The organism is Aeromicrobium stalagmiti, from assembly GCF_013283745.1.
GTDB classification, from domain to species: domain Bacteria; phylum Actinomycetota; class Actinomycetes; order Propionibacteriales; family Nocardioidaceae; genus Aeromicrobium; species Aeromicrobium stalagmiti.
The window spans coordinates 573,324-595,701 of the sequence record NZ_JABSTZ010000001.1; the positions used below are offsets into that span (position 1 = coordinate 573,324).

Below are 22,378 nucleotides of genomic sequence, written 5' to 3' on the forward strand. Positions count from 1 at the left end.
TCTATTCGTCGTCGCTGGTGACGGTCGACTCGTCCGGGATCTCGTCCGGTGCGACCGCCGCGGCCGGGTCGACCACGCCGACCGTCGCCGGCCGGAGCACCCGGTCGCCGTGACGGTAGCCCGTCCGCATGACCGTGTCGACCGCCGTGACCTCGACCTCGGCCGACTCGCCGGCGTGGAACACCGCCTCGTGCACCGCCGGGTCGAACGGCTCGCCCTTGGCGCCGAACGACTCGAGCCTGTGCTTCGCGACCGCCTGGTGCAGCGCGTCCGCGACGGCCTTGAAGCCGCCCTCGAGCTCGCCGTGCTCGGCGGCCCGCGCGATGTCGTCGAGCACCGTCAGGAGCGACTGCAGGACAGCGGCCTCTCCCTGGGCGCGGACGAGCTCACGGTCACGATCGACCCGGCGCTTGTAGTTGACGTACTCCGCCTGCAGACGCTGCAGGTCGAGCGTGCGCTCGGCGAGCTGCTGCTCGACGGTCAGCTCGGCCGGGGCCGCGGCCGGCTCGGCCGGCGTCTCGCCGGTCGAGCCTTCCGCGGACTCCTGCTCCGGGACCGAGCCGTCAGGCTCGGTCACTTCTTGTCCTCGTCCTCGTCGTCGACAATCTCGGCGTCGACGACATCGTCGTCGTCATCGGCCGCGTCGGCGGTCGGAGCGTCGGTGCCGGCGGCCTGCGCCTCGGCTGCTGCCGCGGCATACATCGCCTCGCCCATCTTGGAGCTGGACTCGCCGAGCTTGGTCACGGCAGCCTGGATGGCGTCCGCGTCCTCGCCCTTGAGCGACTCGTTGAGCGCATCGAGGTCGGTCTGCACCTCGGCCTTGACCTCGTCGCCGACCTTGTCGCCGTTCTCGGCGAGGAACTTCTCGGTCGTGTGCGCGAGGGACTCGGCCTGGTTGCGGGTCTCGACCTGCTCGCGGCGCTTCTTGTCATCCTCCGCGTACTGCTCCGCGTCCTTGACCATCTTGTCGATGTCGTCCTTGGACAGCGCCGAGCCGCCGGTGATCGTCATCGACTGCTCCTTGCCGGTGCCACGGTCCTTCGCCGACACGTTGACGATGCCGTTGGCATCGATGTCGAAGGTGACCTCGATCTGCGGCACGCCGCGCGGGGCCGGCGGGAGGCCGGTCAGCTCGAACGTGGCCAGCAGCTGGTTGCCGGACGCCATCTCGCGCTCGCCCTGGTAGACCTGGATCGCGACGGACGGCTGGTTGTCGTCAGCCGTCGTGAAGACCTCGGACCGCTTGGTCGGGATCGTCGTGTTGCGCTCAATGAGCTTGGTCATGACGCCGCCCTTGGTCTCGATGCCGAGGCTCAGGGGGGTGACGTCGAGGAGCAGGACGTCCTTGACCTCGCCCTTGAGGACGCCGGCCTGCAGGCTGGCGCCGAGCGCGACGACCTCGTCGGGGTTGACGCCCTTGTTGGGCTCCTTGCCGCCGGTGAGGGTCTTGACGACCTCGGTGACGGCCGGCATGCGGGTCGAGCCACCGACGAGGACCACGTGGTCGATGTCGGCGAGCTTGATGCCCGCGTCCTTGATGACGTTGTTGAACGGCGCCTTGGTGCGCTCGAGCAGCGGCGACGTGATCTTCTCGAACTCGGCGCGGGTCAGCGTCTCGTCGAGGAAGACGGGGTTGCCGTCCTGGACCGTGATGTAGGGCAGGTTGATCGCGGTGCTCGACGAGCTCGAGAGCTCGATCTTGGCGCGCTCGGCGGCCTCGCGGATGCGGGGCATGGCCATCTTGTCCTTGGTCAGGTCGACACCCGTGCTGCTCTTGAAGCGGTTGACGAGCCACTCGACGATCGCCTGGTCCCAGTCGTCTCCACCGAGGTGGTTGTCGCCGCTGGTGGCCTTGACCTCGATGACGCCGTCACCGATCTCGAGCAGCGACACGTCGAACGTGCCTCCACCGAGGTCGAAGACGAGGATCGTCTGGTCGTCGGCCTTGTCGAGGCCGTAGGCCAGCGCGGCCGCGGTGGGCTCGTTGATGATGCGGCTGACGTTGAGGCCTGCGATCTCGCCGGCCTCCTTGGTCGCCTGGCGCTGGTGGTCGTTGAAGTAGGCCGGCACGGTGATGACCGCGTCGGTGACAGCCTCGCCCAGGTATGCCTCGGCGTCGCGCTTGAGCTTGGCCAGGATGAAGGCCGAGATCTGCTGCGGATTGAACGTCTTGCCGTCGATGTCGTCGGTCTTCCAGTCCGTGCCGACGTGGCGCTTGACCGAACGGATCGTGCGATCGACGTTGGTCACGCCCTGGCGCTTGGCGACCTCGCCGGCGAGGACCTCGCCGTCCTTGGCGAACGCGACGACGGACGGGGTCGTGCGGGCGCCCTCGGCGTTGGCGATGACGGTGGGCTCGCCACCTTCCAGCACGGCGACGACCGAGTTGGTCGTGCCCAGGTCAATTCCGACCGCTCTTGCCATGGTGTTTCCTCCTGCTTGGGGGTGATCTGTGGTGACGTCAAGAATGTGTGTCAAGTGACTTGAGTCTGATGTTATCAACCTTGCAGGAAGCTCCCAAATTCCTCCCTCAGCAACTTTTCAGGATAGTTTCGACGTCATGCGTACCCTTTCCCGCCGCGCGGCCGCCCTGACCATCCTCGTCACCCTGACCCTCAGCGGTTGCGGGGGCAGCGACAGCGGCGGGAGCTCGGACGGCGGCAGCGACGACGCCACCAGCTCGGCCCCGCAGAGCGACGTCGACCCGGCCACCGGCGACGAGATCAGCGGCGACGGCTACGCCTTCAACGCGCCCGACGGCTGGGAGAAGCCGTCCAAGACCATCCCCGGCACCGAGCAGTCCGACGTCTTCGTCGCCAACCTGTCAGACTCCGACGGCTTCGCCGACAACGTCAACGTCGTGCGCCTCGACCCCGCCCCGCTCGAGGACCTCGACCCGCTCGAGACGGCGCTCGTCAAGGAGCTCGAGGGCGTCGGAGCCGAGGACGTCACGATCCGCGACCGCAGCGAGATCGACGGCGACGAGGCCGTCCACATCGCGTCGTCGCTCACCCAGCAGGGCGCGAGCTACCTGACCGAGCAGTACAACGCGATCCACGACGGCGTCTCGTACGTCGTCACGTTCTCCTACAGCCCCGACGTCTCCGAGGCCGACCGCGACGAGACCGCCGCGTCGGTCCTGGCCACCTGGAAGTGGGCCTCCTGACCCGTGCCTGACCCGGTCGCCTGAGTCGCGCGCGACTCAGGCGACCGGCGGTATGACCGCGTCGATGGCTCCGGTGAGCATCAGCACGAGCCCGTCGACCAGCTGCGCACGCGAGGTCGTGCCCGGCCGGACCAGCCAGCGCGAGACCGAGGCGTCGACCATGCCGATCAGCCCCACCGCGAACACGGTGTCGAGCGGCACCGGCGCCGTCAGGCCACGCTGGTCGAGCAGCTCCTCGGCCATCGCGATCGCGACCTGGGCGAGGCGGTCCTTGACCTGGTCGACGGCCTGCGACTCCGCGCGCTCCGACTCGTGGGACCGGGTGAACCAGTAGAGCGAGCGGTGCTCGTCGATGAAGTCGAGGTAGCCGTCGAGCACCCGCCGCAGCACCGCGACGATGTCGTCGTCACCGTCGAGATCAGTCATGACCCGTTCGTAGACGAGCGTCGCGGCGTGCTCGACGACCGCCTCGTCGAGGTCTCCACGCCCGTCGAACTGGCGATAGAGCACCTGCCGCGTGACGCCGGCCGCGGCCGCGATCTGCTCGACCGACGCACCCGGACCCACCTCGTCGATGACGGCGACGGCCGCCTCGACGAACGCCGCTCGCCGACGATCGCGATGCCCGGCCCAGCGTGCCGTGCGGCCGTCGGTCTCGGCGGAGGCGCGGGAGGTCATCCCCGCACCCTAGTCGTCGATTAGATGTAACGCTACGTAACGTATACATTGGGTCACACATACTTCGAGATCAGGAGACCCCGATGACGACCTCCACCGCCCTGCCCGCGTGGGTCCCGCGGCTCATCGCCGTCCTGCTCGTCGCCGTCCTCGGCCTCATGCTGGTCGCCCTCGCGATCGTGATGCCCGCGCTGCCTCGTCTGGCCGACGCGAGCGACTCGATCCCCACCGCCACCTCGGTGGTCGACGGCGCCCCCGCCACCCTCGAGCAGGTCGAGCGGATCGACGCGAACGTCGCCGACGTCACGCCGCCGGCGCTCAAGGCCCTCAAGCAGATCCCCGAGCTGACGCCGCAGCTCGACAAGCTGCTCGCCCAGGCCGACCGCCTGCACACCGACGTCGAGGGTCTGCAGAAGAGCGTCGCGCCCCTCAACCGCAATGCCGCTGAGCTCGCCGGCGTCGCCGCCCAGGTGGATGACCTGAGGTCGACCCTGCAGGGCCTGCAGGCGCTCGGCGACCCGCTGGAGCAGCTCGCGACGTCCGCCGAGCCCCTCCCCGACGAGCTGCGCCGGCTCAACGAGTCGGCCGCGACCCTGGCGTCCCTGGTCGACCTCGTGCAGCCCCTGCTCGACAGCATCCAGCGCATGGAGAAGTCCGTCGCGAACCTCGACCAGAAGACCGGGCCGGTGCTGCTTCCCCCGTTCGGCCAGTAGGCCCGCACCGACGGGGCCTAGTGTGGGGCCATGAGCGACCCCACGACCGACGACCTCGCACGCTCGATCCTCGCCCTGCTCTGGGAGACGACCGACCACCAGATCAGCCGCGAGATCGCCCACCTGGCCGACATCGTCGCCGACACGGACGACGACGGGTCGCACGTCGCGCCCGAGGGGATGGTCATGCCCGCGTCGGGCTGCGTCACCGTCAGCGTCGTCGCCACCGCGCGTGACCACCAGGGTGTCAGCGAGCAGATGCGGGTCGCGGTGTGGCCCGTCGCCGGCGGTGGGACGGACCCCGCGTTCGTCGTCACGCGCTCGGACTCCGACCGCCAGCTGCCCGTCGCGCTGTCCGACGTGCAGCCGGAGGTGACGGCGCACCTGCGCGGTCAGGTCAACGACTTCATCGCAGCGATCATCGCGCACATGGTCGCCGAGCTGGACGTCAAGATGCAGCGCACCTACATCCGTGAGTCACAGGGCGATCTCGCCGAGTACACCGAGGACTGACCCGCCCGGGGCACGGATCCTGAGACATCCGGCCGCCCCAGCAACTCCGATGTCTCACCGTTCACCACGAAGGGGACGGACCCTGAGACATTCGGCCACTCCGGCGACACCTATGTCTCAAGATCCGTCCCCCGTCGGGTGACGTCAGGCGACCGGCACCGGCTCCTTCTGCTCCTGCGCCCGGTCGTGGGCGGCGAGCGACTCACCCTCGATGTCGAGGTTGGGCAGCGCCTTGTCGAGCCAGCGCGGCAGCCACCACATCTTGTCACCGAGCAGGGCCATGAAGGCCGGGACCAGCGTCATGCGGACCAGGAACGCGTCGGCCAGGATGCCGACCGCGAGGCCGAAGCCGATCGACTTGATCGTGACCTCGTCGCCGAGCGCGAAGCTCGCGAAGACACCGATCATGATGACGGCAGCAGCTGTGACGACACGCGCGCCGTACTGGAAGCCGTTGACGACCGCCTCGCCCGCCGGGGTGCCGTGGACGAACTCCTCGCGCATGCGGGAGACGAGGAACACCTCGTAGTCCATCGCCAGGCCGAACAGGATGCCCGTCAGCAGCAGCGGCAGCATGAACAGCACGGGCCCCGACTTGTCGATGCCGATCAGCTCGGCCAGCCAGCCCCACTGGAAGACCGCGACCGTCGCGCCGAGCGAGACGCCGACCGAGAGCAGGAAGCCCAGCACGGCCTTGAGCGGCACCAGGATCGAGCGGAAGACGACCGTCAGCAGGATGAACGCGAAGCCGACCACGACGAGCAGGTACTTGGGGAACGCCGTCGCGAGGCTCTCAGAGATGTCGACGCCCAGCGCGGTCTGACCCGTCACCAGCACGTCGGCCTCTCCACCGGCGACGGCCTGACGGATGTCGTCGACGAGCGCCTGGGTGTCCGCGTCGGACGGACCGCTGCGGGGAGTGACGTTGATCGTCGCGATGTCGGTCTGCGCGAGCTGCTTCTCGAAGTCGGCGAGCTGCGCCGCGTCGGTGGGCACCGGCGAGGCAACAGCGGCCACGTCCTTCTTGACCGACTCGACCTTGTCGACCGCGGCGTTGACCGCGGCGACCTTAACCTCCGTGCCGTCCACGCCCTGGGTGTCGACGACGACGAGGAGGGGGCCGTTGGCACCCGCGCCGAAGCCCTCGGCGATCAGGTCGTAGGCGACGCGCGGGCCGGTGCCGTCGGGCGCCGTGCCGTCGTCGGGCAGCGCCAGCTGCATCGACGCGACGGGGATCGCGATGACGCCGGCCACCACGAGACCGCTCACGAACGTCACGACCTTGTTCTTGGTCACGAAGTCGGCCCAGCGGCGTCCCAGCGTGCGCTTGCCGTCACGCGCCTCGGGGTCGCGCGCCTTGAGGAACGGCAGCTTGCCGGAGGTGACGCGGCGGCCGGCGAAGCCGAACAGCGCGGGGAGCATCGTCAGCGCGATGAGCACGGCCACCGCGACGGTGCCGGCCGCGGCCAGACCCATCTCGGTCAGGAACGAGATGTTGACGACCGAGAGACCGGCCAGCGCGATGATGACCGTGAGTCCGGCGAAGATGACGGCAGAGCCTGCCGTGCCGACGGCCCGACCGGCAGCCTCCTCGTACGACTTGCCGGTCTGCACCTCGTGCCGGTAGCGCGACACGATGAACAGCGCGTAGTCGATGCCGACCGCCAGGCCGAGCATCGTGGCCAGGATCGGCGTGGTCGAGCCGAGGTCGACGAAGCCGGTGAGCGTCGTGATCGACGTGACGCCGATGCCGACACCGATCAGCGCCGTCAGCAGCGGCATGCCGGCCACCAGCAGGGAGCCGAACGTGATGATCAGGACGATGATCGCGACGGCGATGCCGAGCAGCTCGGTCGTGCCGGTCTCGGGGATCTCCTGCAGGGCGTCGCCACCGATGGCGACCGTGAGGCCGGCCTTCTCGGCGTCCGCCGCAGCATCCTCGAGGGCGGTCCGGTCGGCGTCGGTCAGCTCGACGGACGTCTTGCTGTACTGGATCGCGGCGTAGCCGATCGTGCCGTCCTCCGACGTCTGCGCCAGCACGCGCTGGGCGGCCGGTGTCTGGACGTTCGCCGAGTCGACCTCGGCCAGGGCGGTGTCGATCGCCTTCTGGTTCGTGGGGTCGCTGAGCTTCGTGCCGTCGGGCGCCTGGAAGACGAGGCGGGCCGTGGCGCCGTCGGCGGCGGTGTCGGTGCGCTCCTGGATCAGGTCGAACGCCTTGGTCGACTCGATGCCCGGCAGGCTGAACTGGTCGGACGTCTTGCCCGACAGCGTCGCCGATCCGACGCCCATGAGGATCAGCAGGGCGATCCAGAACGAGACGACGATCCGGCGGTGGCGAAAGGACCACCGTCCGAGTCGATAGAGGTGCCAAGCCATGTGTTTTCTCCCTCGAGAAGTGTCAGTTGGGGCGGTGGTGCGGTCTGGTGGTGGGCCAGGTGGTGCGGGTCGGTGATGCAGGTCAGTGGATGCCGAGGGCGGGCAGGAGCGCGCCGTCGAAGTAGCGGCGGAGGAAGTCCGCAGACGGCTCCTCCCCCTCGAGCAGGTGATGCAGCACGACCGGCGCGATGAAGACGTAATCGACGAACGGCAGGGCCGGGCAGTCCGCGGCGACCTCGCCCCGGTCGACCGCACGCGCGATGACCGACCGGATGCGCTCACGCCCCGGCTCGAGGATCTGGTCGCGCACGGCCGCCGCGAGCTCGTCATCCTGACGGATCGCGTGCATGATCGCGGCGATCAGGTCCGCGTCCTTGTCGTGCTCCTCGGAGCGGTCGATGATCGCCATCAGGTCGCCGCGCAGGGTCCCGGTGTCGGGCGGTTCCTGCTCGTGGTCGCCGACACACTTCATCGCCTCGACCACGAGGGCGGACTTGCTGCCCCACTGGCGGTAGAGGGTCGCCTTGCTCGACCGGGTCGCCTCGGCGACCTGGTCCATCGTGACGTTGTCGTAGCCACGCTCGGCCACGAGCCGGAGCGTGCCGAGATAGAACTCCTGCAGCCTCTCGGCGGACATCCTGCTCACGGGCTCTCCTAGCGTACGAAACTGTTTCGTTTCGATATTAGCCCGCTGTTCCGCCCGTCCGCAATCGTCCCCGAGTGACGTCCGTCACCGCGCGTGTCTGTCGATGTCAGCACCCGCCGCTAGCCTCACGGCATGCGCCACCTCGACGACGACGAACGGCGGCGCCGGCTCGGCACCCGCCACCGCCTCGCCCCCGGCACCCGTGACGGCGACGTCGTGGCCGCCGCGGCATCGGTGGTGGGCCTGCACGGCACCGACCCGGCATCGACCTTCCTCGCCGCGTGGGCGCGCACCGAGGGCGTCCACGTCGCCGAGGTCGAGCGGGCGCTCTACGACGACCGCAGCATCGTGCGGGTGCTGGCGATGCGGCGCACCGTGTTCGCCGTCCCGGCCGTCAACGTGCCGGTGGTCCTGGCCGGTGCCGCCGACGACGTGGCTCGCGAGGAGCGCCGCAAGCTGCACCTGCAGCTCGCAGCCAGCGGGATCGACGACCCGGCGACCTGGCTCGAGGCCGTCGCTCGGGTCGCGGTCGACCACGTACGGTCGGAGGGCGAGGTCACGTCGACCGAGCTCGCAGCAGCCGACGAGCGCCTCGCCACGCCCCTGGTGCTGGCGGCCGGCACCCGCAACGAGACGACGCAGAAGGTCGCCAGCCGGCTGCTCACGATGCTGTCGGCCGAGGGGCGCGTCGTGCGCACCCGTCCGCGCGGATCGTGGACGTCGAGCCAGTTCCGCTGGTCGACGCTCGACCTGTGGTCACCCGGCGCGTCAGCGACGGTCGACCCGCTCGAGGCCGAGGCGGCGCTCGCACGGCTGTGGCTCGCCCGGTTCGGTCCGGCACTCCCCGACGACCTCACCTGGTGGACGCGCTGGACCAAGACCCGCACCCGTCGGGCTCTCGCGGCATCGGGCGCCGTCGAGGTCCCGCTCGACGGCGGCACCGGCGTCGTCCTGCCCGACGACCTCGAGCCGACACCGCCCGTCGAGCCGTGGGCCGCGCTGCTGCCCGCGCTCGACCCGACGACGATGGGCTGGAAGCAGCGCGACTGGTATCTCGGCGACCACGGCACGGCGCTGTTCGACGTCAACGGCAATGCCAGCCCCACGGCGTGGTGGGACGGCCGCATCGTCGGTGGCTGGGCGCACCAGCCGAGCGGCGAGATCAGCATCAGGCTGCTCGACGACGTCGGCGCCGAGGCCGCGACGGCCTTCGATGCCTGTGCCGAGCGCCTCGTCGGGCAGCTCGGCGACGTCCGCCTCACCGCCCGGGCCCGGGGCTACTCACCCCTGGAGAAGGAGCTGCTGGGCCGCACGACCGGCCGACAGTGAACGACCCGCTGCGGCCACGATCGGCGGCGCCGGTCAGGGTCGCCAGGCAGGGTCGCGGCCGATGAAGCCGAGCAGACGGTCCTGCACCGGCGCCCCGTCGGGCACCGCAACGGCGGGGCCGTACTGGCCGGAGCCCCGCAGCAGCTCCTCGATCGGCGTCATCCCCGACAGCAGGGCCTCGCAGAAGCCGGCGTCGAGCGTGTCGTCCTGGCCGGTCGCCCGCGCCAGGTCCCACGTGTGCATGAAGACGTCGGCGACGTAGAAGCTGTCGACCGCCTGGCCGAGCACCTGCGTGCCAGCGTGCGGATGGGTGAACTCCTCGGACGCGCGGGGCGACTCGAGCAGCGCCTGGACCGCGTCGGCATGGTGGTGCCACGCGGCCACCGGGTCGTCGGCGACGACAGGCCCCGGGGGCAGGGCGACTCCACCACCGGCGAGGAACCCCGGCAGCCAGGTCACCAGGTGGTCCACGACGTCGCGCGCCGTCCAGCCGTCGACGGGGGCGGGCGCGTCCCAGTCGGCGGTGCCTGCGACCCGGTCGGTGAAGTTCGCTGCGACGACACGGTGGTGATCGGCCGGTGAGGTCATGGGCGGGGTCCTTCATTGTCGAGGTCGGCGGCGCGGCCCAGCAGGAACGTCCGCTCCTGCTGGTTGTCGGTCATCGTCGCAGCACGCGCGAGCTCGCCGCGAGCCTCGTCGACGCGTCCGAGCTGAGCGAGGAGATCTCCTCGGACGCTCGGGAGCAGGTGATAGCCCGAGAGCTCCGGCAGGTCGATGAGCTGATCGACCAGTGCCAGGCCGGCGGCCGGGCCTGCAGCCTTCGACACCGCGACGGCCCGGTTGAGCTCGACGACCGCCGATCCGGTGAGCACGGCGAGGGACTCGTAGAGCGTCGCGACACGGGCCCAGTCGGTCGCCTCCGCGACACGCGCCCGGGAGTGACAGGCGGCGATCTCGGCCTGCAGGACGTACGGCCCGGGCGACCCCGGCACGGCGCTCGCCCTGTCGAGGGCTGCGAGGCCACGGCGGACCAGCAGCCCGTCCCAGCGCGTGCGGTCCTGGTCGGGCAGCAGCACCGGCGCACCTTCAGCATCGGTGCGGGCCGCGGCCCGGGAGTGCTGCAGATCCATCAGCGCCACCAGCCCGAGCACCTCCGGGTCACCCGGCACCAGAGCGGCGAGGACCCGACCCAGACGGATCGCCTCGTCGCACAGGCCCGGCCGCAGCAGGTCGTCCCCGGCCGTTGCCGAGTAGCCCTCGTTGAACAGCAGGTAGACGACCCGGAGGACGCCGGTGAGCCGCTCGGCGCGCTCGTCGGGCGACGGCTCCTCCATCGGCGCCTCGACCCGGGCGAGCGTCTTCTTGGCGCGGGTGATGCGCGCGGCGACGGTCGACTCAGAGGTCAGGAACGATCGCGCGATCTCGCGAGCCGTCAGGCCAGCCAGGAGCCGCAGCGTCAACGAGACCTGCGCGTCGGAGCCGAGCGACGGGTGACAGCAGATGAACATCAGGCGCAGGACGTCGTCGTCGACGTGGTCGATCGCTGACTCGATGCCGTCCACGACGTCCGCCCCTCTCCGCTCGGCGACCTCGGCATAGGCCCGGTCCTGACGCTCGCGGCGGCGGAACCCGTCGATCGCCCGCCGCTTCGCCACAGCCATCAGCCACGCGGCGGGGTTGGCCGGGATGCCGTCGCGCGCCCACTGAGACAGCGCCGCCTCGAGCGCGTCCTGGGCCAGGTCCTCGGCCAGGGCGACGTCGCGGGTGATCCGCACGAGCGCCGCGACGAGGCGGGTCGACTCGATGCGCCACACCGCCTCGATCGAGCGGTGGAGGTCGGCCTCGGACATGAGTCCGATCCAACCACCACCACCCGACGGACGTCACCCGTTGGGACCCTCGGCGATCTGACGCACCTCGGCGGTGAAGGCCAGCCCGGACCAGTGGACGGCGTGCATCTCGACGAACGCACGGGTCCACCGTGCCATGGCCTCGGGCGACGGGGACTCGACGATGAAGAAGCCGCCGATGACCTCCTTCGCCTCCGCGAACGGCCCGTCGAGCACCGACACCCGTCCGCCCTCGGTGCGGACGAGCGCGCCCGGCTCGCGCGGCAGCAGACCGCCGTCGCCGACGATCTCACCGTCGGTCGTGTCGGCGCGGAGCTCGGTCATCGCCGCGAACAGCGACTCGGGCGGTCCTCCGGCGTCGCCCTCGCCCGGATCGTGCACCAGCAGCAGGAATCGCATCTCAGGCCTCGAAGTCGTCGGGGCCGAAGACCTGGCGGACGACGCTGGTGCCCTCGAAGCCCGGCCACGTGTCGAGGTGGATCTGCATGAAGCGTCGGGAGTGCTCGACAGCCTCCTCGACCGAGCGGCACTCGTACATCCCGTAGCCGCCGATGACCTCCTTGGCCTCCGCGAACGGTCCGTCGGTGATGGTCAGCCGTCCGCCGGACACGCGGACGTGGGGGCTGTGCTCGATCGGGGCGAGTCCGCCCTGGTCGACGACGACGCCGAGGCGCGCCATCTCCTCGCCGAAGGCGCCGATGGCCTCGAACAGCGCAGGCGGGGGCGGACCCCACGGCTGGGCGGGGTCTGACTCGATGTAGCTGAGGAATCGCATGATCTCTCCTGGGTCGGTGGCGGGCCGCTCCGGCCAGCCTTCACCCCCACGTCGATCCGCAGCAACCGTTCTCGACACACGACCCGAGAAAATCTCAAGAACCTCTCGCTGCACCCATTCTTGAACATGTTCAATTATTGCGCTACGGTCGAACCAGGAGTTGAACACGTTCAAGAAGGAGCACCTCATGACCTGGACCGTGGGCGCCTACATCGCCTATCTGCTGATCGCCGTCCCCATCACCATCTGGGTGGCCACGACCCTCTCCCGCAACGGAAGGGTCTTCCTCGCCGACGTCTTCCGGGGCGAGGACGGGCTCGCCGAGGCCGTCAACACCCTGCTCGTCGTCGGCTTCTACCTGCTCAACCTCGGCTTCGTGATGCTCTACCTGCGCAGCGGCGGCGAGGTGGCAGACCTCACCGGCCTCTTCGAGCAGCTCAGCATCAAGATCGGCACCGTGATGCTCGTGCTCGGCGCCATCCACTTCGTCAACGTCATGGTGTTCACGTCGATGCGCCGCAAGGGCCGCCTCGAGGCCCACCGCGCCCAGGGACCCGCCCCCTACCCCTACGGCCAGTACCCGGCCCAGCCGCAGCGCTGAGTCGGGGACGGAGGCTAGATTGAGCACCGTGCCCGACACCCCGCCTCGCTCGCCCAAGGCCGAGCAGACCCGGCAGTCGATCATCGACGCGGCGATGCGGCTCTTTCGGACCAACGGCTACGAGAAGGCCACGATGCGGGCCATCGCCGACGAGGCCGGCGTCTCGATCGGCAACGCCTACTACTACTTCTCGTCCAAGGAACACCTGATCCAGGCCTACTACGACCGGATCAACGCCGAGCACGCCGAGGCTGCCGCCGCCGCCCTTGCCGGCACGACGACGTTCTCCGAGCGGCTCGGGGCCGTGCTCCTGGCGTGGGTCGACGTCGCCGAGCCCTATCACGAGTTCGCCGGCAAGTTCTTCAAGACGGCCGCCGAGCCGACCAGCCCGCTGTCGCCTTTCAGCAGCGAGTCCGAGGCCACCCGGCTCGCCGCGATCGACCTGCACCGCGAGGTCATCGACGGCTCCGACCTCAAGCTCGCGAAAGCGCTGAGGGCAGAGCTGCCCGAGCTGCTGTGGCTCGCCCAGATGGGGGTCGTCCTGTTCTGGGTGCACGACACCAGCGACGGCCAGCAGCGCACCCGCCTGCTCGTGCGTCAGGCCGTGCCGCTGATCGACCGGGCGCTGCGGCTGACCCGCCTGCCCGGTGTGCGTGGACTCGTCGACGACGTCGTGGGTCTGGTGCGGACCATCAAGCCGAAGCCGTAGCGTCCGGCGGCGGACCTAGCGCAGGGCCACGATCACGACGCCGACCGCGAACGCCGCGATGAGCAGGCCGAGGATGCCCGCGAGCATCGCCGGCCCCGCGAACCCCGGAAGCGGGCGGCCCGTGCGGATCGCCAGCTCGACCCGGTGCCACCGACTCCACGCCTGACCGATCGTCAGGGCGGCGGCGCCCAGCAGCACCAGCGACGACACCAGCTTGACCCACTCGTCGAGATCGACCGCCGAGGCGTGCACCGCGACCGCACCTGCCAGCAGGGCGAGCGAGGTGCGCACCCAGGCAAGGAACGTGCGCTCGTTGGCCAGGGTGAACCGGACATCGGGCTCCCCGCCCTCTCCGAAGACCCGGCGCGGGAACCGTGAGTCAGTCACACCGCCACCGCGTGACGGTCACACATCGGGTCGCGGTCGAGGCAGCCGCCGCAGCGCACCATCTGGCGAACGCAGGCCACGTCGCCGCAGTCGGCCACGCGGTTGGTGCCGGCGCCGCACGCGTCGCACGCGCCGACCAGCGCCGTGTGGTCGGAGAAGTCCATCGTGATGCGGTCGTCGAAGACGTAGAGCGATCCCTGCCACAGGCCGTCGTCGCCGAAGGCCTCGCCGTACGTCGCGATGCCGCCGTCGAGCTGGTAGACCTCCTGGAACCCACGCTTCTTCATGAGCGGGGTCAGCACCTCGCAACGGATGCCGCCGGTGCAGTAGGTCACGACCGGCTGGTCCTTGAGATGGTCGTAGGCGCCGCTGTCGAGCGCGGCGATGAACTCGCGGGTCGTCTCGACGGGCGGGCGCACGGCGCCGGCGAAGTGCCCGATGTCGGACTCGATCTGGTTGCGTCCGTCGAAGAACACGACGTCCTTCTGCGCGACCAGGTCGTGCAGCTGCTGCGGCGAGAGGTGGGTGCCGCCGTCGACGACGGTGCCGTCGTCGGCGATCTCGAGCTCGTCGGGCGCCCCGAAGGTGACGAGCTCGTCGCGCACCCGGACGCTCAGCCGCGGAAAGTCGGCGGTGGTGCCGTCGTCGCGGGCGCGCCCCTCGCTCCACTTGAAGTCGATGTCCTTGAACGGCGCATAGGCGCGGGTGCCCTTGACGTACTTCTTCAGCTGGACGACGTCGCCGCCCAGCGTCGCGTTGATGCCGGTCGTCGAGACGATGATGCGTCCACGGATGTCGAGCGACTCGCACAGGGCCCGCTGCCACAGCCGGATCGCATCGGGGTCCGCCAACGGCGCGAAGCCGTAGAAGAGGAGGACCTTGGGGGTTGCCACACCCTGATTCTAGGGCGTCGCGACGACGTCCCAGGTCACACGGGCGTCGCTGCCTGCACCGTGCGTCTATCGTCGTGCGCATGAGCGAGCTGCACGAGCTGGACGCCACCGACCAGGCCGCCGCGCTGCGGGCGCGGGAGGTCTCCTCCGTCGAGCTGGTCCGCCACCACCTCGAGCGGATCGACCGTCACTCGGCGGCCCTCGGGGCGTTCATCACCGTCACCGCCGACCGGGCCCTCGACGCCGCAGCCGAGGCGGACACGGCGATCGCCGCCGGTGGAGCACCCCCGTTCACCGGCGTCCCGACCGCGTTCAAGGACCTGACCCTCACGGCGGGCGTGCCGACGTCGATGGGGTCGGTGGCGATGCAGGGTGTCGTCCCGACGGTCAACGCCTACCTCGTCGACCTCGTGCAGCGCGCGGGGTTCATCAGCCTCGGCAAGACCAACACCCCCGAGTTCGGGCTCTCGTCCTACACCGACAACGACGTCATCGGCCCGGCACGGACGCCGTGGGACACCTCCCGGAACGCGGGCGGATCGAGCGGAGGAGCGGCCGCCGCCGTGGCCGCCGGGCTCGTGCCGCTCGCCCAGGGCAGCGACGGCGGCGGGTCGATCCGCATCCCGGCCAGCTCGTGCGGGATCTTCGGGTTCAAGCCGAGCCGCGGTCGGGTCAGCGTGGGACCCACGGGGTCGGACTGGAGCGGTCTCGCCGTCGACGGGCCGCTGAGTCGTACGGTCCGGGACGCCGCCGCGCTCCTCGACGTCATCGCCCACCCGATGCCCGGCGACATGCGCCCGCTGCCCGACCCGGACATCCCGTTCGTCAAGCGGGTCGCGCGCGAACCTCGCCGCCTCCGGATCGCGAGGTGGTCGGGCACCCACCTCCACGGCATCGAGCCGGGTCCCGACGCCGTGGCCGCCTGGGAACGCGCGAGCGCGCTGCTGGAGTCGCTGGGGCATGATGTCGTCGACGTCGCCAACCCGTTTCCCCAGGAGCTCGAGCCCCAGTTCAACATCATCTGGTCGAGCGGCATGGCCGGCGCTCCGATCCCGCCCGAGGCCGATCCGGTCCTGCGCGCCAACACCCGCTACTGGCGCGAACGCGGCGGCCGCCAGTCGGCCGTCGACCTGGCCCGCGCCATGCAGTTCGTCGAGGCCACGACCCGCGACGCGATCACGGGCCTGCAGGCGTACGACGCGTTCCTCACCCCGACGCTCGCCCTGCCCCCGCAACCGGTCGCGTGGTTCAACGAGTCGGGCGACCCGGCTGAGGACCACCACCGCGAGCTGCTCTACACGCCCTACACGGCGCTCTACAACATGAGCGGGCAGCCGGCAGCCTCGCTGCCGCTGCACTGGACCGACGCCGGGCTGCCCGTCGGCGTCATGCTGGCGACGCACCCCGGCGACGACGGCCTGCTGTTCAGCCTCTGCGCGCAGGTCGAGGCCGCTGCACCGTGGGCGGATCGCCGCCCTCCGGGCTTCGACTGACGTCAGACGTCCTCGCGCGATCGCCGGGCGATCAGGAGCCGGCGCTCACCTCGGACGTGGATGTCGTCGCGGCGCCGGACGTCGGTCGGACCTCCGTCGACGAGGGCGCCGAGAGCCGCGCGATCATCGGCTCCCAGGCGGTCACCCATCGCATCGCGCAGGCGGGTCAACGACGCCGCGGCGTAGCGGCCGATCACCGGCGACACCGACGCAGCCGGCTCGAGCACGATGGCGCGGTCCTCCTCGACCGACCACCCGGTCCGGGTCAGGCGCCGCGCCCAGTCGCTGCCCATCGTCGGCAGATCGATCGCGCGGGCAGCCGCCATCAGCTCGTGGACCCTGGCCTCCGCTGCGCCACCCGGGGCCTCGTCGGGAACGAAGCGCGGGAAGGCGCTCATCTCGAGCACGGCCAGGAGACCACCCGGCCGGACCCTCGTGGCTAGCTGGGCCAACGTGGCATCGGGATCGGCGAGGTGGTGCAGCGACGCCGAGGCCCACGCGAGATCGACCGCATCGACGGACGGCACCGCCTGGTCGAGGTCGGCCTGCTCCGTCGTGATGCGCCCCGAGAGGCCGAGGTGACCGGCGCGGCCGAGGAGGTGCTCCAGCATGTCGGCAGAGGCATCGACGGCCACCGCCCGAGCGTCAGGGAAGTGCTGGAGCAGCCCGAACGTACCGACGCCGGTGCCGGCTCCCAGGTCGAGGATCGTGCGGACCGGCGCGTCGGCGAGCCGCTCGATGTCGCGGTGCACGGCAGCGGTCTGCTCGGTGAAGACCTCGGCATCGAGGTCGAGCAGGTCGGCGAGGCCCGGGCTGTGCTGGTGGTCGTGCTGGTCGTCGTGCTGGTGGTCGTGCTGGTCGTCGTGCGTGTGGTCATCACGGTGTTGGTCCATGATCCGAGACTAGGCAGGTCGTGCGTCGAGAGCATAGGGTCTTGCGCATGACGCAAGACAGCGACATCGACCAGCTGGTCCGCCAGCGCATCCGAGCGCTGCGTGTCACGCGTGGATGGTCACTCGACGAGATGGCGGAGCGCTGCTTCTTCAGCGCATCGACGCTCAGCCGGATGGAGACGGGCCATCGACGGATCGGGCTCGACCAGCTCGCCACGATCGCCCGCGTGCTCGGCACGTCGATCGACCACCTCGTCGAGCCGGAGGACGACCGTGACGTCGTGATCCGCCCCCATCGTGACGAGGCCCGCGGCATGACCACGTGGCAGCTGACCCGCGACCAGTCGCCGAGCGGGCTCAAGGTGTCGCGGATCCTGCTCACCCAGCCGCCTCGTCGCGGCAAGGACGGCACCCTTCCGGTGCACCCGGGGCACGACTGGTTCACCGTGGTGTCGGGCACCGTGATCCTGCTGCTCGGCGAGCGTGCCATCCGGGTGGAGGCCGGTCAGGCAGCCGAGTTCTCGACCATGGTGCCGCACGCGTTCGGCGCCGACGGGGGTCCCGCGGAGATCATCGCCATCCTCGACCCCGACGGAGAGCGGAGTCACCTGCACCCATGACACACAGGCGCGAGTGCGCGTGCCGGTGGGCCGCCGGACCAGGGGAACGGGTGGCTGGTCAGGCGGCTCGGCGGTAGCCGGTTCGTCGTCGACGCCGTAGGCGTCTGCCGTCGCGGGTCGTGAACACGAACCCGGCGACGGCGTCCCCACTGATCCGCAGAAGGTTGCGGTGCACCAAGTGGTGGCAGCGGGTGCAGAGACCGACGAGCAGGTCGATGTCGGTCGGGCCACCCATGGACCACCACACGGAGTGGTGAATCTCCAGATGGGTCTGCTTGCACCCGGGCGCAGCGCACTCGCCCCTCTGGCGGGCGATCACGCCCTTGCGCTGCCGCAGGTTGGGCGAGTACATGGCCGTGCCGACGTTGAGGATCTGTGACTGGACGGCTTGGCCGTCCTTCATCACGATCGGCGTCACGGCGGCCATGCAGGTCAGCATCATCAACAGCTGTGGGCCGATCGCACCGTGGCCGGCCAGCACAGCGGGCTCGGTCGCCGGCATGACCGGCGGATTCAGATAGGGCTTCTTGGTCGTCTGCTCCACGTGCTCGGCCGCGGCAGCGAGCGTTTCAGCGTCGACGAAGACCGACATGTGGGGCTTGACGCCCTTGTCGGCCGGTAGTCCCGAACCGAGGAACGCAGAGGCAAGGTCATCGACCGCCTGGACCCGCCGCTCGGCACCCGTGCGCTTGTCGTCAGCGTCCTTCGGAGCCGACAACGCGTCGATGGCCTTCTTCAGCTTCGACCCGGTGACGGTGTTCAAGAAACCGGTCACATGGAAACCGTCCGGCAGGGCATCGATGGAGAAGTCCTCCTTCTCCATACCAGCGAGGTACTTCTCGTCCAGGTCCTCTGGATGCAGGACGTCCTGCAGATGCTTGACCGCCTCGAACAAGTCCCCCGGCGCACGCGCCAACGCGACCTCGACGAACTCGGCCTCGAACTCGCGCATCGACTCCAACCCGATGTGCCGCAAACCGTAGGCGAACACCGCCACATGAGCCGCGGACATCTTGCCCGCCAGAGCAGCCTCAGCCACCAACGACAAGTCACCCAACACCTGAACGTTCCTGACCAAGATGCTGGCCTGGCCGGGCTTCAACCGCAGCTGGTTACGGACCCACGCATTCAGGGTCGACGCACCATCGAGCTCGAACTCCTTCGACGCCTGCAGCTCGGCCAGCAACATCGACTTCGCCGCATCAACAGCGTCCTGGACCTCTTGAAGGGCGTGAAGCTTCTCCCGCACGTCACCGGACGACAGGACCCGCGCAGCAGTGCGCATCGCCTCGATCGTCGGCTGCGGATTCATGACTCCACACTACTCGAACAGGTGTTCGAGTACAAGATCCTTTGCCCACAAAAACCCTGCAATCATGATGCATTTCGACCATCGGACCTCCGCGCAAGACGGGGACGACGACCTCTCCTGAGAGACCGGGCAGCCGGTCCCAGCCGGCTACCTCGCGACCCTGGACGTCCGCGCAGAGGTGCGTGACGCCGTCGAGTAGCCGGTCTTCCTGCCGGTGACCTTCACCGTGATCCGCTTGCCCCGTTGCTTCGTCGTGAGCTTGAACGTCCTGCCCGTCGCGCCCGAGATCCGTGCTCCGTCGGCGTACCACCGCTGGGTCAGGGAGGGGGTCGGCGTCCAGGTGCCGCGGGTGACCGTCAGGGTCCTGCCGACCTTGACCGTCCCGCTGATCCGCGGCTTCACGGTGGTCAACGTGCCGCGGGCGACGACGACACCCGCAGACGTCCGCGTGACTGAGCTGAAGCCCGGAGCCGACCCGGTGACGGCGACGGTCAGCTGCCGGCCGGCGGCCGAGGCGGGCACGGTCAGGGTCTTGCTCGTCCCGCCGGACCCCGCCGCGATCGGGACGCCGCCGGCCTTCCAGGCATAGGCGAAGGTCGAGCCGGACGTCCACGTGCCGGGCACCGCGGTGACGGTCCTGCCCACCGTTGCCGACCCGGAGATGGTCGGCACGGACGAGGCCACCGCGGGCGGGGCGGGCTCCGCCCCCACCGTCACCGTGACCGACGCTGTCGCTCCGGTCGACCCCACGGCGATGCTGAGGTCGGCGCTCGGCGAGAAGGTGCTCCCTGCCGCGAACGCCCCGGTCTGACGACCTGCCACCGTGCGCGTGATCAGGTGGGTCTCGCCTCCACCGTCATGCCGCTCGATGACGACGCCCGTGGGATAGGCCGGATAGGCGCCACCGAAGTCGTATCCGTTGGTGTTGCCGTAGAAGGTGCCGGCGTCGCGGGCGGTGCGTGACCGGTAGTCGACCGAGTAGGTCGTGCCCGTTGCCGGGTCCGTCACCAGCAGGCTCCGCGTGCCCGAGGAAGAGCCGCGCGGCGCCAGAGCGTACGTCTGCTCGACCCGGGCCCCGCCCGCACCGACGGTGGTGACCTCCGCCGACGACGTGAGCCCGAGCTGGCTGCGGAAGAGCGTCCCGAGCGCCGGCGGCGTCCAGGTCGCTCCGCCGATCGCCAGCCCCATCGGGCTGTAGAGGTCCCAGTACTCGCAGATGTCGACGGACGGGCAGTCGTGGAGGTTGGCATGACCCAGACCGAAGTTGTGCCCGAGCTCGTGGGCGCCCGTCGACGCGAAGGTCTCCGGGTCGTACGTGAGCGTGCTCGGCCCACCGTCCGCGATCGATTCGCCGACCCGCGCGACGCCCGCCGGGCCGCTGTTGCCGCACTCATCGCCCACCAGCACGATCAGGTGGTTGCCGGGATCGCTGAAGCTGACCCCGGGGAAGAGCCCGGCGGCATCGCTCCACATCGTGCTCGGCGTCTTCATGCCGCACCCGTTGGAGGTCGGGACGTTGGCGGCCGAGTCGTAGTCGAGGATCGCGCCCTGCCGCGTGAACGACGTGATCGCGCCGCCGGACTCGGTCGTCCAGTAGGCCAGCATGGCGTCGACCCGGGCGCCGATGTCGGCGTTGGTGCCGTCGACCGAGCCCTGGTCCGTCATCTTCGCGACGTACGCCCGGTGCGCGGCGGGCGCCGGGACGGTCGCGCTCGTCACGGGCGCGACGGTCACGTCGGCGACGGTCAGCGGCGCCTCCTGGTCGGCCGCGGCTGCGACCGCGACCCGTCCGGCGCGCGTGTCCTCGGCGATCGTGGTGCCGGTGCGCGGCAGCAGGTCCGCGGCGTCCAGGGCCGAGGCGACGTCGCCCGCGACCACCAGCTCGCCGCTGAACCGGCTGTTCGCGGCGACGTCACCGTCCAGGTCGATCGGGATCGTCGCGCCGTCGTCCGTGACCAGCGTGTAGAGGTGGTCCGCGCGGGGTCGGTCGCCGAACGAGTCGATCGCGATGACCTGGAGCGTCCCGTCGACGGCGACCGTGGTCGGCTGCGTCACCGCGCGGGCCGGATCGGTCATCGCGACGGCGACGACCATCGTCGCCGCGGCCAAGGTCGCGGCAGCACGGAACAGGCTCATGGCGATGTCTCCCTCATCCACCCGGCGCGCTCGTCTCCCTCGCGCGCGCCGTCGCCCCAGCCTAGATCCCCCCTCGGTCGGCTGGGGCGGAAATCGCCGATTCGCCGGCTGTCAGCCGCGCGCGGTCATGACGATCGGGTCACCGTCGGTGATCGCGATCGTGTGCTCGACGTGCGCGCCGCGCGAGCCGTCGGCGCTGCGGATCGTCCAGCCGTCCTCGTCCATGCGGATCTCGTCGGTCGTGTGCAGGAACCACGGCTCGATCGCGATGACGAGTCCCGGCTTGAGCGGGAGGCCGCGGCCGGCCTTGCCGTCGTTGGGGACGTGCGGGTCGCCGTGCATCGTGCGCCCGACGCCGTGGCCGCCGAACTGCGTGTTGATCTTGAGCCCGTGCGAGCGACCGACCGCACCGATCGCGGCGGAGATGTCGCCGATGCGGTTGCCGGGGCGCGCCACGGCGATCGCGGCGTCGAGCGCCTCCTGGGCGTGGTCGATCAGGCGGAGGTCCTCCTCGCGCGGCGTGCCGACCACGACGCTCACGGCCGAGTCGCAGACCCAGCCGTCGACCGACACCGCGAAGTCGAAGCTCGCCAGGTCACCGTCGCGCAGCTTGTAGCGGTGCGGCAGGCCGTGCAGCACCGCGTCGTTGACCGACGTGCACAGCACCTTGCCGAAGGGCATCGCACCGAACGAGGGGTGGTAGTCGATGTAGCAGGACTCGGCACCCTCCGCGCGGATCATGTCGTGGGCGAGGGCGTCGAGGTCGAGCAGGTCGACGCCGACGTCGGCCGCCTCTGCGAGGGCAGTCAGCACCGAGGCGACGAACCGGCCGGCGGGCCGCATCTCGTCGAGCTGGGTGGGCGTGAGCAGCTCGATCATCGGACATCCTCCTGGGGACGGGTGGCAGCGATCTGACCGACGACGACCGCGAGCATCACGGCCACGGTGCCGACCAGCGCCATCGCGCCACTGCCGTAGACCTCGTCGCCCTTCGCTGTGCTCACCGCGGAGACCAGCGACGCGCCGCCGAGCAGGCCGAGCAGCATCGCGCAGATCGTGTGGACCGAGCTGCGCTGCGACCACGCGTGATAGGCGACGACCGCGACGACCGCCGCGGCGACGACCAGCACGATGCGCAGGATCGTGGCGATCGAGCCGAGGTCGAGGTCGGCGAACCGGTCGAGCACGTAGATCGCGACGACCACCCCCTCGGCGACACCTGTCACCACGAATGTCCGTGCGTTCTTCACGTCGTCATCTCCTCCGAAGTCACCCGTCAGCCTACGCG

At 70.2% G+C, this 22,378-nt stretch carries 24 protein-coding genes; 8 read left to right on the forward strand and 16 right to left on the reverse strand.

What is annotated here, in order from left to right; translation table 11 throughout:
* Position 1: 1 nt before the first annotated feature.
* Entirely contained in the window at positions 2-577 is a 576-nt protein-coding gene (gene grpE, locus HQK15_RS02760) for a nucleotide exchange factor GrpE (protein WP_173489895.1), read from the reverse strand.
* Positions 574-2,424, reverse strand: coding sequence for a molecular chaperone DnaK (dnaK, locus tag HQK15_RS02765; RefSeq protein ID WP_173489896.1), 1,851 nt, complete (start codon positions 2,422-2,424; stop codon positions 574-576). Before dnaK ends, grpE begins: the two co-directional genes overlap by 4 nt.
* 136 nt (positions 2,425-2,560) lie before the next feature.
* Between dnaK and HQK15_RS02770 the strand changes: the two genes are divergently transcribed.
* A complete protein-coding gene (locus HQK15_RS02770; protein WP_173489897.1) occupies positions 2,561-3,166 on the forward strand; it encodes a hypothetical protein in 606 nt (201 codons plus the stop codon).
* 36 nt (positions 3,167-3,202) lie between these two features.
* On the opposite strand, the gene HQK15_RS02775 is transcribed toward HQK15_RS02770, so the two are convergent.
* Positions 3,203-3,844, reverse strand: coding sequence for a TetR/AcrR family transcriptional regulator (locus HQK15_RS02775; RefSeq protein WP_173489898.1), 642 nt, complete (start codon positions 3,842-3,844; stop codon positions 3,203-3,205).
* Positions 3,845-3,927: 83 nt separating this feature from the next.
* Here HQK15_RS02775 and HQK15_RS02780 point away from each other — a divergent pair, with 83 nt between their 5' ends.
* Positions 3,928-4,557, forward strand: coding sequence for a hypothetical protein (locus HQK15_RS02780; RefSeq protein ID WP_173489899.1), 630 nt, complete (start codon positions 3,928-3,930; stop codon positions 4,555-4,557).
* 30 nt (positions 4,558-4,587) lie between these two features.
* On the forward strand, positions 4,588-5,070 hold the full coding sequence (locus tag HQK15_RS02785; protein WP_173489900.1) for a hypothetical protein: 483 nt from the start codon (positions 4,588-4,590) through the stop codon (positions 5,068-5,070).
* Positions 5,071-5,214: 144 nt separating this feature from the next.
* Here HQK15_RS02785 and HQK15_RS02790 read toward each other — a convergent pair whose 3' ends face one another.
* Entirely contained in the window at positions 5,215-7,446 is a 2,232-nt protein-coding gene (locus HQK15_RS02790) for an MMPL family transporter (protein ID WP_173489901.1), read from the reverse strand.
* A gap of 82 nt (positions 7,447-7,528) precedes the next feature.
* Positions 7,529-8,083 (reverse strand): TetR/AcrR family transcriptional regulator, encoded by a 555-nt coding sequence (locus tag HQK15_RS02795; RefSeq protein ID WP_254450752.1) that lies wholly within the window; start codon positions 8,081-8,083, stop codon positions 7,529-7,531.
* 141 nt (positions 8,084-8,224) lie between these two features.
* Between HQK15_RS02795 and HQK15_RS02800 the strand changes: the two genes are divergently transcribed.
* A complete protein-coding gene (locus HQK15_RS02800; protein WP_173489903.1) occupies positions 8,225-9,421 on the forward strand; it encodes a winged helix DNA-binding domain-containing protein in 1,197 nt (398 codons plus the stop codon).
* Positions 9,422-9,454: 33 nt separating this feature from the next.
* Here HQK15_RS02800 and HQK15_RS02805 read toward each other — a convergent pair whose 3' ends face one another.
* The 4 genes from HQK15_RS02805 to HQK15_RS02820 are packed head-to-tail and all read right to left on the reverse strand — an operon-like array spanning position 9,455 to position 12,046.
* On the reverse strand, positions 9,455-10,009 hold the full coding sequence (locus tag HQK15_RS02805) for a TIGR03086 family metal-binding protein (RefSeq protein WP_173489904.1): 555 nt from the start codon (positions 10,007-10,009) through the stop codon (positions 9,455-9,457).
* Positions 10,006-11,271, reverse strand: coding sequence for an RNA polymerase sigma factor (locus tag HQK15_RS02810; protein WP_173489905.1), 1,266 nt, complete (start codon positions 11,269-11,271; stop codon positions 10,006-10,008). Before HQK15_RS02810 ends, HQK15_RS02805 begins: the two co-directional genes overlap by 4 nt.
* Before the next feature lie 33 nt (positions 11,272-11,304).
* A complete protein-coding gene (locus HQK15_RS02815; protein WP_173489906.1) occupies positions 11,305-11,670 on the reverse strand; it encodes a YciI family protein in 366 nt (121 codons plus the stop codon).
* A gap of 1 nt (position 11,671) precedes the next feature.
* Positions 11,672-12,046, reverse strand: coding sequence for a YciI family protein (locus HQK15_RS02820; RefSeq protein WP_173489907.1), 375 nt, complete (start codon positions 12,044-12,046; stop codon positions 11,672-11,674).
* Positions 12,047-12,233: 187 nt separating this feature from the next.
* Between HQK15_RS02820 and HQK15_RS02825 the strand changes: the two genes are divergently transcribed.
* Both HQK15_RS02825 and HQK15_RS02830 read left to right on the forward strand, forming a co-directional pair.
* Entirely contained in the window at positions 12,234-12,647 is a 414-nt protein-coding gene (locus tag HQK15_RS02825) for a hypothetical protein (RefSeq protein WP_217361326.1), read from the forward strand.
* A 28-nt stretch (positions 12,648-12,675) separates the two neighbouring features.
* Positions 12,676-13,356, forward strand: coding sequence for a TetR/AcrR family transcriptional regulator (locus HQK15_RS02830; protein ID WP_367649037.1), 681 nt, complete (start codon positions 12,676-12,678; stop codon positions 13,354-13,356).
* A 15-nt stretch (positions 13,357-13,371) separates the two neighbouring features.
* Here the strand turns inward: HQK15_RS02830 and HQK15_RS02835 are convergent, their stop codons facing one another.
* Both HQK15_RS02835 and trhO read right to left on the reverse strand, forming a co-directional pair.
* Positions 13,372-13,743 (reverse strand): YidH family protein, encoded by a 372-nt coding sequence (locus HQK15_RS02835; RefSeq protein WP_173489908.1) that lies wholly within the window; start codon positions 13,741-13,743, stop codon positions 13,372-13,374.
* Positions 13,740-14,636 carry an oxygen-dependent tRNA uridine(34) hydroxylase TrhO gene (gene trhO / locus HQK15_RS02840; RefSeq protein WP_173489909.1) on the reverse strand — a complete coding sequence of 299 codons (897 nt, stop codon included), beginning with the start codon at positions 14,634-14,636 and terminating at the stop codon, positions 13,740-13,742. The genes HQK15_RS02835 and trhO overlap by 4 nt, the downstream gene beginning before the upstream one ends.
* Positions 14,637-14,716: 80 nt before the next feature.
* On the opposite strand from trhO, the gene HQK15_RS02845 reads away from it, so the two are divergent.
* On the forward strand, positions 14,717-16,129 hold the full coding sequence (locus tag HQK15_RS02845) for an amidase (protein WP_173489910.1): 1,413 nt from the start codon (positions 14,717-14,719) through the stop codon (positions 16,127-16,129).
* A gap of 2 nt (positions 16,130-16,131) precedes the next feature.
* Here the strand turns inward: HQK15_RS02845 and HQK15_RS02850 are convergent, their stop codons facing one another.
* Positions 16,132-17,022: a class I SAM-dependent methyltransferase gene (locus tag HQK15_RS02850; RefSeq protein WP_173489911.1), complete on the reverse strand. Its 891-nt coding sequence runs from the start codon at positions 17,020-17,022 to the stop codon at positions 16,132-16,134.
* Between the two features lie 47 nt (positions 17,023-17,069).
* On the opposite strand from HQK15_RS02850, the gene HQK15_RS02855 reads away from it, so the two are divergent.
* Positions 17,070-17,642, forward strand: a complete 573-nt coding sequence (locus HQK15_RS02855) for a helix-turn-helix domain-containing protein (protein ID WP_173489912.1) — start codon at positions 17,070-17,072, stop codon at positions 17,640-17,642.
* Positions 17,643-17,700: 58 nt separating this feature from the next.
* Here HQK15_RS02855 and HQK15_RS02860 read toward each other — a convergent pair whose 3' ends face one another.
* From HQK15_RS02860 to HQK15_RS02875, 4 genes are all read right to left on the reverse strand, one after another.
* Entirely contained in the window at positions 17,701-18,954 is a 1,254-nt protein-coding gene (locus HQK15_RS02860; RefSeq protein ID WP_173489913.1) for an HNH endonuclease, read from the reverse strand.
* A gap of 147 nt (positions 18,955-19,101) precedes the next feature.
* Positions 19,102-21,111 carry a zinc-dependent metalloprotease family protein gene (locus tag HQK15_RS02865; protein ID WP_173489914.1) on the reverse strand — a complete coding sequence of 670 codons (2,010 nt, stop codon included), beginning with the start codon at positions 21,109-21,111 and terminating at the stop codon, positions 19,102-19,104.
* A 90-nt stretch (positions 21,112-21,201) separates the two neighbouring features.
* On the reverse strand, positions 21,202-21,969 hold the full coding sequence (map, locus tag HQK15_RS02870; RefSeq protein ID WP_173489915.1) for a type I methionyl aminopeptidase: 768 nt from the start codon (positions 21,967-21,969) through the stop codon (positions 21,202-21,204).
* Positions 21,966-22,340 (reverse strand): hypothetical protein, encoded by a 375-nt coding sequence (locus HQK15_RS02875; RefSeq protein WP_173489916.1) that lies wholly within the window; start codon positions 22,338-22,340, stop codon positions 21,966-21,968. Before HQK15_RS02875 ends, map begins: the two co-directional genes overlap by 4 nt.
* Positions 22,341-22,378: the final 38 nt, after the last annotated feature.

Bases quoted from the DNA above. Each gene is read 5' to 3' on its own strand.
- HQK15_RS02770 (WP_173489897.1), top strand. From the start codon at position 2,561: ATGCGTACCCTTTCCCGCCGCGCGGCCGCCCTGACCATCCTCGTCACC.
- HQK15_RS02825 (WP_217361326.1), top strand. From the start codon at position 12,234: ATGACCTGGACCGTGGGCGCCTACATCGCCTATCTGCTGATCGCCGTC.
- HQK15_RS02810 (WP_173489905.1), bottom strand. From the start codon at position 11,271: ATGTCCGAGGCCGACCTCCACCGCTCGATCGAGGCGGTGTGGCGCATC.
- HQK15_RS02775 (WP_173489898.1), bottom strand. From the start codon at position 3,844: ATGACCTCCCGCGCCTCCGCCGAGACCGACGGCCGCACGGCACGCTGG.
- HQK15_RS02780 (WP_173489899.1), top strand. From the start codon at position 3,928: ATGACGACCTCCACCGCCCTGCCCGCGTGGGTCCCGCGGCTCATCGCC.
- HQK15_RS02850 (WP_173489911.1), bottom strand. From the start codon at position 17,022: ATGGACCAACACCGTGATGACCACACGCACGACGACCAGCACGACCAC.
- HQK15_RS02805 (WP_173489904.1), bottom strand. From the start codon at position 10,009: ATGACCTCACCGGCCGATCACCACCGTGTCGTCGCAGCGAACTTCACC.
- HQK15_RS02855 (WP_173489912.1), top strand. From the start codon at position 17,070: ATGACGCAAGACAGCGACATCGACCAGCTGGTCCGCCAGCGCATCCGA.
- map (WP_173489915.1), bottom strand. From the start codon at position 21,969: ATGATCGAGCTGCTCACGCCCACCCAGCTCGACGAGATGCGGCCCGCC.
- HQK15_RS02795 (WP_254450752.1), bottom strand. From the start codon at position 8,083: ATGTCCGCCGAGAGGCTGCAGGAGTTCTATCTCGGCACGCTCCGGCTC.
- HQK15_RS02820 (WP_173489907.1), bottom strand. From the start codon at position 12,046: ATGCGATTCCTCAGCTACATCGAGTCAGACCCCGCCCAGCCGTGGGGT.
- HQK15_RS02860 (WP_173489913.1), bottom strand. From the start codon at position 18,954: ATGAATCCGCAGCCGACGATCGAGGCGATGCGCACTGCTGCGCGGGTC.
- HQK15_RS02785 (WP_173489900.1), top strand. From the start codon at position 4,588: ATGAGCGACCCCACGACCGACGACCTCGCACGCTCGATCCTCGCCCTG.
- HQK15_RS02845 (WP_173489910.1), top strand. From the start codon at position 14,717: ATGAGCGAGCTGCACGAGCTGGACGCCACCGACCAGGCCGCCGCGCTG.
- HQK15_RS02815 (WP_173489906.1), bottom strand. From the start codon at position 11,670: ATGCGATTCCTGCTGCTGGTGCACGATCCGGGCGAGGGCGACGCCGGA.
- HQK15_RS02790 (WP_173489901.1), bottom strand. From the start codon at position 7,446: ATGGCTTGGCACCTCTATCGACTCGGACGGTGGTCCTTTCGCCACCGC.
- dnaK (WP_173489896.1), bottom strand. From the start codon at position 2,424: ATGGCAAGAGCGGTCGGAATTGACCTGGGCACGACCAACTCGGTCGTC.
- HQK15_RS02800 (WP_173489903.1), top strand. From the start codon at position 8,225: ATGCGCCACCTCGACGACGACGAACGGCGGCGCCGGCTCGGCACCCGC.